The sequence below is a fragment of the Verrucomicrobiota bacterium genome, assembly GCA_019247695.1.
GTDB lineage: Bacteria > Verrucomicrobiota > Verrucomicrobiia > Chthoniobacterales > JAFAMB01 > JAFBAP01.
Window position 1 is genome coordinate 1 of the sequence record JAFBAP010000061.1, and the last position, 14,105, is coordinate 14,105.

At 60.9% G+C, this 14,105-nt stretch carries 10 protein-coding genes; 2 read left to right on the forward strand and 8 right to left on the reverse strand.

What is annotated here, in order from left to right:
- The first annotated feature begins 114 nt into the window (after positions 1–114).
- Positions 115–969: a hypothetical protein gene (locus tag JO015_06265; GenBank protein MBV9998703.1), complete on the forward strand. Its 855-nt coding sequence runs from the start codon at positions 115–117 to the stop codon at positions 967–969.
- Positions 970–1,017: 48 nt separating this feature from the next.
- On the opposite strand, the gene JO015_06270 is transcribed toward JO015_06265, so the two are convergent.
- Positions 1,018–1,257 carry a hypothetical protein gene (locus JO015_06270; protein ID MBV9998704.1) on the reverse strand — a complete coding sequence of 80 codons (240 nt, stop codon included), beginning with the start codon at positions 1,255–1,257 and terminating at the stop codon, positions 1,018–1,020.
- A 1,135-nt stretch (positions 1,258–2,392) separates the two neighbouring features.
- Between JO015_06270 and JO015_06275 the strand changes: the two genes are divergently transcribed.
- A complete protein-coding gene (locus JO015_06275; GenBank protein MBV9998705.1) occupies positions 2,393–3,454 on the forward strand; it encodes a hypothetical protein in 1,062 nt (353 codons plus the stop codon).
- 175 nt (positions 3,455–3,629) lie between these two features.
- Here the strand turns inward: JO015_06275 and tssI are convergent, their stop codons facing one another.
- From tssI to JO015_06310, 7 genes are all read right to left on the reverse strand, one after another.
- Positions 3,630–5,894 carry a type VI secretion system tip protein VgrG gene (gene tssI, locus JO015_06280; protein ID MBV9998706.1) on the reverse strand — a complete coding sequence of 755 codons (2,265 nt, stop codon included), beginning with the start codon at positions 5,892–5,894 and terminating at the stop codon, positions 3,630–3,632.
- Positions 5,895–6,629: 735 nt separating this feature from the next.
- Positions 6,630–9,326, reverse strand: coding sequence for a type VI secretion system ATPase TssH (tssH, locus tag JO015_06285; protein ID MBV9998707.1), 2,697 nt, complete (start codon positions 9,324–9,326; stop codon positions 6,630–6,632).
- A gap of 44 nt (positions 9,327–9,370) precedes the next feature.
- Positions 9,371–10,393, reverse strand: a complete 1,023-nt coding sequence (gene tssG / locus JO015_06290; GenBank protein ID MBV9998708.1) for a type VI secretion system baseplate subunit TssG — start codon at positions 10,391–10,393, stop codon at positions 9,371–9,373.
- Positions 10,357–12,222, reverse strand: a complete 1,866-nt coding sequence (gene tssF / locus JO015_06295; GenBank protein MBV9998709.1) for a type VI secretion system baseplate subunit TssF — start codon at positions 12,220–12,222, stop codon at positions 10,357–10,359. The genes tssG and tssF overlap by 37 nt, the downstream gene beginning before the upstream one ends.
- Positions 12,215–12,718 carry a type VI secretion system baseplate subunit TssE gene (gene tssE / locus JO015_06300; GenBank protein MBV9998710.1) on the reverse strand — a complete coding sequence of 168 codons (504 nt, stop codon included), beginning with the start codon at positions 12,716–12,718 and terminating at the stop codon, positions 12,215–12,217. The genes tssF and tssE overlap by 8 nt, the downstream gene beginning before the upstream one ends.
- A 14-nt stretch (positions 12,719–12,732) precedes the next feature.
- Entirely contained in the window at positions 12,733–13,539 is an 807-nt protein-coding gene (locus tag JO015_06305) for a virulence protein SciE type (GenBank protein MBV9998711.1), read from the reverse strand.
- Between the two features lie 161 nt (positions 13,540–13,700).
- Positions 13,701–14,105 (reverse strand): type VI secretion system tube protein Hcp (locus tag JO015_06310; protein MBV9998712.1); only part of this gene is annotated, 405 nt, incomplete at its 5' end.

Below are 14,105 nucleotides of genomic sequence, written 5' to 3' on the forward strand. Positions count from 1 at the left end.
GATGGGGAAGTGGGCCGGGCCAACTACGAGGATAACACCATCACCGGCGGGGTGCGCATCACCTTCTAGGCGGCGCAAGCTTGCGCGGTTGCTCACCCACGCCGCCCTTTCTTCATGCTCAGAGCGGTAGTGCTGTGGGCGCTCGTCGGGGTGCTGTTGAATGGCGCCGCCCGGGGGGCGGACGCCCGCGTGGCGCCTGCCCCTGAACCGCTTGACATTCATGTGCAGGCCGGCGGCTTTGGCAGGGCGAGTTCGCCGGATATTGCGGCCGTGTTGCAAGCCGCTGCCGGTGAGCTCTGGCGGCATTGCCGGGGTAGTCGACTCGGCGGCATCGAGGTGTACCATCGGGCCGACCATCCGCAACTCGATCTCAAGCGAACCCCGGACGGCCGTATCGCAATCGGCTTAACCGCTCAGGGTACCCATTGGGCGCAATACGGATTTCAATTCGCGCACGAGTTCTGCCACGGGCTCGCCAACTTCGCTGACAGCCCGCAGCAGTTGGAGCGTTTTCCACCCCAGGCGAACCTTTGGCTGGAAGAAAGTCTCTGCGAAACGGCTTCGTTGTTCGCCTTGCGCGCCATGAGCCGCTCATGGCAAACGGATCCTCCTTACCCCGCCTGGAGGGAGTATGCTCCGTGGCTCAACGCTTATGCGGAGCAGCGGCTCAGGCTGCCGGAACATCAGCTCCCGGTGGGAGAACCCTTTATTGGCTGGTTCCGGCGAAATCAGAGCGCGCTACGCCAGAACGCCGGCTTGCGCGACCGGAACACGATCATCGCGATCCGGTTGCTGCCCCTTTTCGAATCGGAACCGCGCGGTTGGGAAACGCTGGTCTTCCTTAATCACGGTTCCGCGGATCTCAACGCATCGCTGGCGCAACACCTGAGCGCGTGGCGTTCACGATGCCCGGCGGACCTGCGCCCGTTTGTAAGGCGGTTGGCGGCGGTCTTCGCGATCAGGATGTAGCGATCGATCCGGATGCTTGGTCCGTGATGTTTATGCCTGGGGACTCAGTCACGACCGCGCCGATTTCTGTCCGGACTTGGAATCATCCGTCACCGTCGGCTTTGTCGGATTAACCTGTTGAGGCGACTGCGGCGACGTCGGGCTGCTCCGGCTGCCCGACCCGGCCGCGCCGCCGCTGTTGATCCTCACCATCATGCCCTGGGTGGCGACCCCGACCGGGCTGATGCCGATAAAGTTACCGCCCAGCTTCAAGGGTCGTTGCACCCCGGCTTCCGGCACCAACGTCATCCCGGATTTAAGATCAACCTCCGTGTCCGACAGGGACAGGTCTTGACCGCGTCAAGCCAAGCGTTCTGGAACGGGGACAGACCCTGACGTTCTCGAATGGGGACAGACCCCGATGGAACGGGGACAGACCCCAATCGGAACTCTGGCGGCGGCCGCGCCTGGAAACGGGGACAGACCCCAATGGCGCTACAGTAAGACGTCCAAGCGCATCAAAGTCGTGAGTTCCCGGAAGTGCAGCTCAGCGCTCTAGCCTTGCACGTAGAGTTCGGCCAGGGCTTCCGGCGCATTCTGGAACGGGGACAGACCCTGACGTTCTCGAATGGGGACAGACCCCAATTGGAACTCTGGCGGCGGTCGCGCCTGGAAACGGGGACAGACCCCAATGGCGCAAGGCGGTTTGGCGCCGTCCTGCCCGCGACGGCAGGCTACCCGGGACACCAAGCCACCGCGCTTGATCGCCTTCGGCCCTGTCCGGCCACCCCGCGCCGCCGCTGCGGTCGGCCATCCTCGCTGCCCAGGACAGGGCGTAAGGGCGCCCAAAAATACACATCGGGGCACGCCAATGAAGACGGGTCCGAATGGCGTTCGCGTAAGCTAACGTTCTGGAACAGGGACAGACCCGGAACCCGACCGGAACACGATCATCGCGATCCGATTGCTGCCCCTTTTCGAATCGGAACCGCGCGGTTGGGAAACGCTGGTCTTCCTTAATCACGGTTCCGCGGATCTCAACGCATCGCTGGCGCAACGCCTGAGCGCGCGGTCAAAATGTAGCGTCCTGAGCGCAGTCCGATCGTCCGGGGCAACTATCCGAACTATCCTGACGGCCGCTCTTTGCCGTGCCGGCTTGAACCAGGCAGTGCGCAGGCCGATAAGTTCGCTTCAGGTATTCCAGTGCTTGCCAGGAATTCTCTTGCTTGCGTGCAGGGCCCGCGCCTAGTCTGAAAACGGCAAGGCAGCGCCAGCCGTTGTCGATGCGTCCTTTCTGGCAGATGCACTTGCCTCACACCCCGAGGATCATTTAATGCGTAAGGTACTGGTTGGACTCTGGTCGCGCGACACGAATGGCAAACGCGCCCATGCTTCGTATTCGGAGACATTCGCTACTCTGCTGACGGCCGTGTCCCGGACGTACGTGAAGGCGTTGTTCCGAGGTGTATCGGGGAGCGGCGGACAGCTCCGGACCATTTTTGTCGCCCCGGAATTCCTATTTACCTTCCCAGGAGCCCGCGACAAGGTCAAGACCTATGATCCAACACAGCCTCAGACCAAGCCGCCAGGTAGCCTGGCCGGTAGCGCAGCGATCGACAAAGATACGCGCAACAAAATTCTGGCTGACCTGCAAGTGATCGCCTACGACAACATGCTTCTGATTCCAGGCACCATCGTTTTCAAGGAAGAGTTGACCCGTGATACGATGAAGAAGGCGATAGGAAACCTGGAACGGGCCATTGCTCCCGTAACGAAAGAATTTACAAAGGGCGGCGCAGTCAGGATAGATTACAGCCGCGCGACAAAACCTAATCCTTACGGGTCGTTCGAACTTAACGATCCGGATATCACGGAAAAATACCTGGGCGTGCCGGAGAAACCCACCTCTGGAACGGCTGACGCGGGCAAAGCCCTTTACGAAGCGCAAATCAAGGAACTTAAGTGGCGGTATAATCTCGTCGAACTTAACCCTCAGGAGCGCTACCAGCTCGACAAGCAGCCGGAGCTGCTGGATCGCACGTTTTTGATCAAGAACCGGACCTACGTCTTTTTCAACCGGAAAAGAATCTTCAGTTTCGGCAAGAAATGCAACATGGGCGATTTTTTCGACGATGCGGAGAGAGGGATTTTTGTTCCTGGGAAAAAGGGGGCCATCACTTCGGAAATCGATAACTTGAAGGTTGGGTTCGAGATATGTCTGGACCACTCCAAAGGCGTCTTACGCGACCTCATGGGCTCGAAAAAAGACCTTGATCTTCAGATCATTTGTTCGGCTGAGGTTCCTAACACGGCTCTGAACTTTGTCGTGAAAGAGGGTGGTTTCACGCTTCATGCCTCGTCCAAAAAGGAACATACCGCAGTGTATCAGTGTAAGTTAAAAGGTGTGAGGAGGGAGTTTGTTAAGATCGACCCGGTGGTCGAGGACGAGGTTGGTGGCGACTCGCTCCGCTTTTATGAATTGGACCTGGACCAGATTAAAAAGTGACCCACGGCCAAAACGTGAGTCCTGATGAAGCCGCGCCGCCTGTCAAGGCGGCGGCAAGCTCCTGCGTTTCCAACTGAAATGCCCGGTGCAGGTCCGGGTAAGCTATGTCTTGCATCCTGTGCCCGAGCTCGCAGAGCCCGGCCCAACCGGCCGGTTGCCTCGGGCAGAGACTCGCTCAGGAGCGCGCCGATTTCTGTCCGGACTTCGAGTCATCGGCCAGCGTCGGCTTCGTCGGATTAGCCTGTTGAGGCGACTGGGGCGACGTCGGGCTGCTCCCGCTGCCCGACCCGGCCGCGCCGCCGCTGTTGATCATCACCATCGTGCCCTGGATGGCAACCCCGATCGGGCTGATGTCGATAAAGTTACCGCCAACCTTCAAGGTAAGTTGAACCCCGGCTTCCAGCACCAACGTCATCCCGGATTTAAGGTGAATCTCCGTGCCGGCCTCCATGGCGTACTTCATCCCGGCCTTTTCCTGAAGGTCCATTCCGACGGTTAGCGAACTGTTCTCACCAACCTTCTCCTGGCGGTTCATGCTTACGGTGAGGTGCAGGTCTTGGCCGACCGACTCCTTCCTGGTCCCGTCAACGACGATGTCCTGGTTGCCGGTACCTCCGTCGATGCCTCCGATATGGAGTTGCTGGTTCCGGCCGATCTGCGCGACCTGGTCCCGGTCGATCGTAAGGTGGTGGTCCTCACAGACCCGCTCGATCTGGTCTCCGCTTTTGCTGTCGTCTTCTTTCCCGATAAACTGATGGCGGCTGCCGAGCGTGCGCGCAAGCGAGTCGTTCTTGGTCGTGATCTCCAGGTTCCGCTCGGCATGGAAGAATAACTGCTCTTTATCCTTCGTATCGTCGAACCGGATCTCATTGTAGCCGGTGCCTCCCAGGGTGCTGTTGGTCTTGATGCCGCTGACGTTCGGATCGTTCTTGTGTTTCGAGTCAAGGCCGTCGCCTTCGTACGGCGGCATCTGCTCGGCATTATAGACGCTGCCGACGATGACGGGTTGGTCCGGATCGCCTTCGAGAAAGGCCACGAGCACCTCCTGGCCGATCCGCGGCCAGAAAGATGCGCCCCAGCGTTTGCCCGCAAACGCCTGGCCCACCCGGATCCAGCACGAACTGTTGCCGTCGTTCTTGCCCTCGCGATCCCAGTAAAATTGCACCTTCACCCGCCCGTACTTGTCGGTGAAGATTTCCTTCCCGGAAGGCCCCGTCACCAGGGCGTTTTGAACTCCGGCGATAAAAGGAATGGCGGTCTTGCGTGCCGGCCGGTAAGGCAGCTGAAAAGGAATGCAGGTAAAATGGTTGGTGTAATTCAGGCCCCCGCCGTCGCTGCCCGACCGGTAGGAATCGATCATCGCCGCATCGTGGGAAACCGAGGCCAGGACGTAGCTGCCCTCCCCATCAAAATGACGGCTGAGGCTGAACTTGTGGCCTGAAACAAAATTAACGCAGCTTGAGCTTCCCTGGATGGTCAGGGCCGGAACCGCCTCCGCCTCCATCCGGAGTTTAACCGTTCGGCGGTTATCGTCGAAGATCTTCTGCAGCCGCGACGCCTGGTCGCCGCCGCTGGGGGAAACGCCGTCGAAACGCTCGGCGTAGCCGCCCGGGAAATCATAGATCTCCAGGGTCCCGTTCACCTGGTCCTTAAGCGTGTGCGTCGCCGTTCCGACCTGAACGGAGTTCTGGATGTTTTCTTTCGCCTCGAGGTTCTGCGTCGGCTGCTGGAACGAATGATCCCAGAGGGTGTATTTGGCCGCACGCACCGCCTGCGTCTTTCGCCACTCGTACACGTGATCCGCCTTACGGGGACCGCCTTCGATCATCTCATACCTGGCACTGGTCAGACCCGGCACATCCGCGTGAGACTGGCTCGTGTCGGCGATCACCATCGTGTGGCCGCTCTTGGAGTGCTTGAAGAAATAGTAGATTCCTTCGTCTTCCATCAGGCGGCTGGCAAAATTGAAATCCGTCTCCCGGTATTGGACGCAGTATTCGCGGGGTTCATACTTGCCCCTGAGTTCGTAATCGCAATCGTACCCCTGAAACACCTGTTTAAGGATGTCCGGCACCGACATCTGCTGGAAGATCCGGCTCCGGGCCTGCCGCGTGAGCAGCCACAGTTTAGGGACGATCTCGGCAGAAAAGCTGGTGAACGCCTTATTGCGATTGCCTTCCGAGAACGCCGCGCAGATGCCATCGATGTAGCGCCATTCAGTGTCGCCGCCTTTGCCGGGAGTGGCTGCGGAGACCGTGAATTGCTTGCCGATGAGCTGGCTGAAGTCTATCGTGGTGGCGTTATCGGCGATCAGGTCCAATGTGAAAGAGAATAGGTGGCTGATCTGTTCACTTCCCCGGAAGCCGGTGATCAAGAGTGCGGTCCCCCCCAGCGGCGTGGTTACCTGCAACGGCCGATTCGTCTGTGAATATGACGGCATAAGTTTTATGACTACAAATGATTACACCACCCGGCTTTGCGAGTTAGTTAACCCGCTCTTGGCATGGAGGGGCGCTGGTGAATAGCCCGGAACTGACGCGCCTGGCTTCACCCGGATTTTTCGCGATTGGATTGCCTTCGTCCCGGTAGAGCGGTCGATCTTACCCCCGTTCTTAAGCGTTGTGCCTTTCAGTTGAGGCGGCGGGAGCTTGAGAACGGGGGTCACCCGGGACTTCAACGTTTGGTGCGAGTTCACCTTGCCAGGGGCAAGCGGTTCCGAAGCCGTCTTTCGCCCCAAAGGGGCAAGGGACCTTAGCCCAGGGTTTACCCCCGTTTTACGGCCCGAAGGGCCAGGAGAACCTAGCCCAGGGTTTACCCTGGGTAACCGTAAAATGACGATGAGCCCTGAAAGGGCGGCAGAACCCGCCAGCGACGCCTTCTGCCGCCCTTTCAGGGCTCGATCCGGGGGGAGGATCCTACCCAGGGTAAACCCTGGGCTAAGTTCTACCGCCCCTTCGGGGCGAAAACGGCCGCCCTGAAAAGATTGCGGGTAACGCTCAGGGGTAAACCCTGGGCTACGTTCTCCTGGCCCTTCGGGCCGTAAGGCGCTTCCCAGGCCAGTGCCGCGTGTCATTTTGATTCGGACCAAGCGTTCAAGTCTCAGTGATCACTCCGTCTCGCGGCCGGTATGTGGCGGGACCAAGCGCACCGCCTCATGATTCCTTGCAGACGTCCGCTAAGCATAGTCATAGGCGAAAGTGCCATCCTGGACCTTAATGTCTACCTTCTGCGGGCTGGCTCCTTCCATCAGCCGGTTCAGCAGTTCCCGGCTGATTTCCGGAAGGAGGGTGTTGGTCAGGATAGCGTCGACCATGCGTCCGCCGCTCTCCAGTTCGGTACAGCGAGTGGCAATCAGGCCGACGACGGCATCGTCGTAACCGAGCGCGATGCCCTGGTTGTTGGCCAGACGTTTCTGGATCCGGCTAAGTTGCAGCCGGATGATCGACTTCAGCATCGCATCACTTAGCGGGTAATACGGAACGACCACCAGCCGGCCCAGCAGGGCGGCCGGAAATACCTTCAGCAACGCCGGTCGCAACGATTGCGCCAGACCTTCCGGCGACGGGGTCATCTCCGGGTCTTTGCAAAGGTTCATGATCAGGTCGCTGCCGACGTTGGTGGTTAAAAGGATGATGGTGTTCTTGAAGTCGATGAGCCGGCCCTCACCGTCCTCCATCATCCCTTTATCGAATACCTGGAAGAAAATTTCGTGCACATCGGAGTGCGCCTTTTCCACTTCGTCGAGCAAAACCACGCTGTAAGGCCGGCGCCGAACCGCTTCGGTAAGAATGCCGCCTTCACCATAACCGACGTACCCGGGGGGCGCGCCTTTCAACGTTGAGACGGTGTGAGCCTCCTGAAACTCACTCATGTTGATGGTGATCATGTTGCTTTCGCCGCCGTACAGGGTCTCGGCCAGGGTCAAGGCCGTTTCCGTCTTGCCGACGCCGCTTGGGCCGGCCAGCAGGAACACGCCAATCGGCTTGCTGGGGTTGTCGAGACCGGCCCGCGAGGTCTGGATCCGCTTCGCGATGGTTTCAAGGCTGTGCCGCTGCCCGATGACGCGCCGTTCGAGGCTGTCGGCCAGCGATAACACCGCCTGGATTTCGTTCTTCACCATGCGCCCGACGGGAATTCCCGTCCAATCGGCCACCACCGACGCGACGGCCTGCTCATCGACGCTCGGGAGGATCAGCGGCGTCTCACCCTGGAGGCCCGCAAGCTGGCGTTCCAGGGAACGCAGTTCCTCCAGCAAGGCGGGCCGCGGTTTCGGTTCACTGCCGGCCTGTCCATTCCCCGAAGGAGCGGACGCCGCCTCCGTTTCGGGCATCCGAAGCTGCAGACGCACCGCCAGGATCTGGTCCACGACTGATTTTTCCTTTTGGTAGTCGGCTTCCAGTTTGGCCAGGCGTTCTTTCTCGCCCGCCAGCTGCGCGACAATCCCTTCTTTGCGCGCGGCGTGATCGATGCCGATCGCCGCCTCACGGTCGACCATCGCGAGTTCTCCCTCGAGCGCCTCGATGCGATGCCGGCTGTCCTCGATCGCCGGCGGGGTGGCGTGCTGGCTGATGGCGACCCGCGCGCAGGCTGTATCGATCAGGCTGACCGCTTTGTCCGGCAACTGGCGCGCGGGAATGTAGCGGTGGGAGAGGCGCGCGGCTGCATCCAGCGCTTCGTCAAGCACACTGACCTGGTGATGCTTTTCGAGAACCGGCGCCAAGCCGCGGATCATCAGGATGGCCTTTTCTTCATCCGGTTCCTCGACCTTGACGACCTGGAAACGGCGGGTCAGGGCGGGATCCTTTTCGAAATATTTCTTATACTCGGCCCAGGTCGTCGCGGCGATGGTGCGCAGCGTACCGCGGGCGAGCGCCGGCTTCAGCAGATTCGCCGCGTCACCCTGGCCGGCGGCGCCCCCGGCGCCGATAAGGGTATGAGCCTCGTCAATGAAGAGGATGATCGGCTTGGGCGAGGCTTGCACCTCGTCGATTACCTGCCGGAGGCGATTCTCAAACTCGCCCTTCATGCTCGCCCCGGCTTGCAGCAGCGCCAGGTCGAGCGTGCGCAGGACGACGTCCTTCAACGCGGGCGGTACGTCACCGGCCGCGATCCGAAGCGCGAACCCTTCCACCACGGCCGTTTTACCGACGCCCGCTTCACCCGTGAGGATCGGGTTGTTCTGGCGACGCCGCATCAGGATGTCGACGATCTGCCGGATCTCTTCGTCCCGGCCCAGGATCGGGTCGATTTCTCCTTTCCGGGCTTTTTCCGTCAGGTCGACCGAGAAACGTGCGAGCGCCTCCTGTTTGCCCATCGCTGCCGGCGCCACCGCCCCGCTTGCTTCCCCCGGCGCCGCACCGGCCGCGCCGGCCTGTTCCGCGGTGCCGGTCGCTTCTTCGGGCGAGCCGGCGAGGATCTTGGCGAAATTATCGGTGAGTTCGTCCGGTTTGATCTTTTGAAATTCAGCCGACAATCCCAAGAACACGTTGCGCAAATTCGGCGTCTTGAGCAGCCCGACCGCGATGTGCCCCGTCCGCACCCGATTCTCTCCGAACAACAGTGACCCGTACACCCAGCCCCGCTCAACACTCTCTTCCAGGTGGGGCGAAAGGTCGGAAATCGACGTGGCGCCGCGCGGCAACCGGTCAAGGGCGGCGATCAGGTCTCGCGCCACGCGGGAGGCATCGAGTTGAAAGTGGCGCAACAGCCGGTGCAGATCGCTGTCGTTCAGCTGAAAAACCTGGTGGAACCAATGAACCAGCTCCACGTACGGATTACCCCGCATCTTGCAAAAGACGGCGGCGCTTTCCACTGCCTTATAGGCGATCGGGTTTAACTTCCCGAAAAGGATGGAACGTTTGATTTCTGCCATACGGGGGGCCTCGGTGCGCGTTGGTTAGTTAATTGGTTAATTGGTTAGTAAGTTTCAGGATCAAAGACGGGATCGTCGGTATCTTGCCGGAACGGCTGACTCTTCAACCAGCTGGTCCACCCGAGCTGCGCACCCCCGCCCAGTTGCAGGCTCGGGACGGCCGCCGCCCGGAGCGAGCATTGCACATCCCAGAGAAACTCCTGGTCAACATAGTTGAGCACCCACGCTTTCAGCCGGCTGAAACTCTTTCCCGTGGGTAGCAGCCGCTGCAGAGCAGCCAGGTCCATCGGCCCTAACCGAATCCGGAATTTGAGCTGAGCTTCGTATTTGCGCGACCCGGCGACGGCATTTACTCCGAGGCTGCCCGTCTCGGGCGAAGCGCCGAGGCGGCACAAGTTCTGCCCGGGGATTTCAACCCAATGACCAACGAATGGCAACACCCGCACCGGCAGCCTGAAAAAATCGGCGAGGATCGCTTCCAGGCCTTCCGCATTGCGGCCAAGCGCCGAGAGCCGGCCGGTGAAAAACAGCTTGGCCACGTCCGGAACGGCGTCCCGATTGCGCAAGGCGGGGGAACCGATCCCGAACATGCTGCCGAAATAGGTGGCAAACCGGGCCTCATCGGGCCGGTCGAAGTCGACGTTCTTCTGGTTGGCCGCCCAGGCGCGGTAAAAGAACGACAACATCCGGTGATGAAAGATGTCTAAAAACCGGGTCAGGGTGGGGTCATGGCCGTTGCGCTGCCGGTCACGGGCGTATTCCGTCACGTGCTGCGGCAACGGCCCGTTCGGGCCGCACAAACCGAGAAAATTAATGAACAGCCGCAGGGCCGCGCCGGCCGCCCGGCCATCTTCGACCCGGTCCAGCGTCGAGGGCGCAAACGACAGGGATGGCTGCTGCCCGAGGCGCAGAAAGTCCTGACCGAGCCGCTCAGAAAACCCCAGGCGCGGGTATTCCGGATGGGTCGCCTCGAGCGCCCGTACGGCCCGGTAAAAATCAAACCTGTACGGCTCCTCCCGCAACCGTTGTTCTAAGTTATCGGACGTGTTCCCGCCTGGTGTGGCCATCGCATGATCTCCCCGCGTCGCTGCGAAATAATTACGGTTTCAGTGAAGGAATTAATCGAAACGTACCGGGCAAAAAACTCGGCTAGCACCGCGCCAAGCAGAAAAATCCCTGATCCCTCGAACGCGTCTTCATCCATCGTCACCTTGATTTCCAGACCGCGCCCGAAGGTGAGCGGCCCGTCTCCCGGCAACCGGCGGATAACGGGGGCTGCTTGGGCGGAGCACACGCCGTCCACCTGACGCAGGTTTTGCGCGTCGTGCGGATTTACGTAAAGGCGGAGCAGGTCCCGCAAGCCGGCAGCGCCTTCCGCTTCGTCGTCCAGCAAGGAGAGGTAATTCAACGACAAATGGCTGATCAAACGCCACGCAATTTCTCGATCCGCCATCAATGGGATCGGCACCGTCGGGCCGGCCATAAACCGCACGGACGCCACCGGCGCAAACAGTTCGGTCTGCAGGTCGGTATCGCCCATGCCTACCGGCAGACGGATCGGCAGGTGCCGGTTGGTGCACTGCGCAACCACGTTAAGCTGGCTGAGATCCCCGGCGTACGGCGCCGACGACCCGTCGACAAACGAAATGAAGACCTCGCTTCCGGCATAGGAGGAAACGGCCCCGGAGCGTTTCTCCTTGGCGGTCAGCAGGCGGGGGATACGGTGCAAGGTGTAGTAGGCGCCGGCTCGTTCGTTGCCGTCCCTTGCCCGGTAGAAAGGTTCGAAGACGCGTTCCTCGTAGGTCCGCGCACTCACCCCGACGACCTCCTGAAGGGAGTGGATTTCGTAATCCAGCGGGCGGGTTCGCTCCGCGACCACATGGAACTCCGAAAAACGATCAGAGATCAGGACCGGATCCAGCCGCTTCGAAAACAGGTTGATCACCGGGGTGCAGAACAGCGCGAACGTGTTGAGGTCTACCCGGTTGTCGAGCTTCGCTTCCGCGGTGCGCAGCGTAATGATCACGTCCACACGCTCGCCGTCGTACTGCGCCAAAGCGCCGCCCAGCTGGGTCAGGGCGAAGAAAAGAAATCGCTGGGGACAGGCAAAGTACTCCTTGAGCAACCGGTAACCGCTGAAACTTCGCAACCCCATCGGCAGCAGCGCCTGGTCTTCCGCAAATCCGACCCGCTTGATCGCTGCGGCCGGAAGAACTTCGCGAAACGGCTTTTCACCTTTGGGCGCCTGGATCACCACGTGACCGGCACGGGAGAAGATCTGTTCGTACAGCGCGGCCGGGATTTCGTCGGTGCCCCGGATAAAAACCGGCAGCTCCTCCAGCCGCATCTCGCGGAACTTCTTGCCGGCATTCGTTTCGAGACGAATCAGGAGGGCCGCTTTGGCGTCCAACCTGCCCGGAAGTTCCAGTTCGATCAGGTTACGGGAGTAATACCGGGTATCGGTAATGCGGAGCGGCCAAAGCCGGATGGAATGCGCGGTCCGGAACTGGCAGGGGGTATCGTCACCGCCCAGGCTTCGCAGGGTGGTGCCGCGGTCCAGCAGAAATCCTTCCTCTGATCCGGCATCCCGCGGGTCCGGTTCGAACCGGACGACGCCGAGCGACGGCACCGGGTTGACGTAATGCGGGTAGACCGTCTCCAGCAGCGTCTGGGTCAGCCGCGGAAATTCCGCGTCCAGTTTCAGGTGCACCCGCGCAGCCAGGAACGCGAACCCTTCAAGTAAGCGTTCCACGTACGGATCCGGACAGATTTCCTTGGCGTCCCGATCGAGCCCGAGGCGGCCGGCGATTTTTGGAAATTCGCGGGCAAACTCGCCGGCCATTTCCCGCACGTGGCGCAGTTCACCGTTGTAATAGGCCAGCAGACGTTCATCCATAGCTGGCCTCCCGCGTGATGCAATGGCTCGATTCCAGGTCCAGCTGGGTCTTGATGAACAGCTTTTCCGGAATCGGGTTCGCCCAGAGCTCACCGTTCATTTCGATCGAGAGCAGGTGGCGGTCGAGCGTGACGCGAACCTGCAGCGTGTGCCGGTTGATGCGCGGCTCGAACAGGGTGACGGCGTCAAAAACTTCTTTCTCGATTTCCGCCACGTTCGGCGCAAGCCAACCGTAAACCTGCCTCAAACCGAAGTTGATGACCGAATGGTAGGCCTCCGGAAAGTCACTGAACTTCTGCCGGCCAACCGGTTCCTCCGGGTAATGCCCGAGGGCGTTAAATAGCCACTCCAGGTCGCGCAGCACGCCTGCGCGGTAGCGCTGCAGGGAAACCACCCGTTGCAGCCGGCTTTCTTCTTTTTTATCCGGCGATTCGTCAGTCAGGCGGTCAAGGAGGCATGGCTGGATCCGTTCCAGCGGCGCGATTACATCACTCATAAAACGGGCAGGATTTAAGCCGCCGCCGGCCCCGCCGGAACTTCAAATTCAATCTCCCGCACTTCGAGCAGCGGGTACTCGGCTTCATCTGTCGCCAGGAGCCGCTGGCCGCGGCCGACCAGGATACCGCCTTGGTCAATCCACTCGGTCTTTTTACCAAGCCTGATCAGTTCGTCGCCGGATCGCTCGGTTTCCACGTAGCGGGTGGGGACGTGGGCTGCCGCCTGGCCCCCGTTCGTCCACGTTATCTGGACCGCAATCCAGACCAAGTCACGAAGGTCGGTGACCGGCTCGATCCGGATGCTCCGGATGCGCTCGAACGGCGCCCAGTAATAACGGCCTTCAAGAAAGAGTTCGAGCACGGGTCCGAGCCGTTCGTCGGCATCTGCGAGCCACGTGAATGGGGCGCCGTTGACTTTACCGGGCAGGGCCGGCGCCTCCTCGAAGGCTCGGTCGCGCAGTTCGAGGCCGGCTTTGGCCTGGCCTTGGCCGAACAGGCCTGCGGCCTGGACGAGGTACCCGATCCAGGGCGGGGGCTCCCCGAAAATCAGCGGGGTGTGTTTCCCGGCAAACACCTGGCTCCGCAGCCGTTCACAGAGGAGGATCGGTTGGAAAATATTTACCATCAGCAGGCTGCCGGCATCCATCTCGGCCAGCACTTTAAGTTGCGTGCCGGCGCGGGTCCAATCGCCCATGACGCTGAGCAATTGAAAGAGAAAGATGCGACGCTTGACGTCGGCCGGGTGATCTCTTACTTCCGCCTGCAGGCGTTGCAGGGAATCGGCCAGGCGTCCAGCTTTGAAAAGTTCTTCGGCAGTCATCGGTGGGTTGGGGGGAACGTAAGGCGAAACAGGAAAGAACAGGGCAACGCTAACTCAACTGCAGCGGCTTTGCCAGGTACTCCAGGTCGTGCCGCTGCGAGCCGGCCGGGCCGGCCCGCGAGCGGCAGAGCGTAAGCATGAACCCCTCCGGGCAAGCGGCCTCAGGCGGCAGCGTTCTCGGCGATCTTCCAGCCGAACGGGATGGCCGTCCCGGCTGCGCCCTTCGCATCCTGGGGCGTGTAGTCGACGTTAACCACCGCGAAGTTGAGGCTGACGTTCTCCGTCAGGCGATCCTCGCCCCCGCTGCCGCCGGTCGAAACCGAGGTGACGAACACTTCGCTCATCTTGATTTTGATGTACTCCACGGGCGCCGTACCGCCGGCTTTGCGCACCGTCAAGGTGGCTTCATCGAAGTGCGAACCGTCGGCGCAAGCTTTCATCAGCTTGGGCGAAGAGCTGTCGACGTACTTGGTGACGCTGAGGTCCTGCACGTTGACCTTGCCGGCGCCGGCGCCGCCGCCGACGTGGGCCGAACCGCTGTTGCTCATCCCCCAGGACCAGGCCAG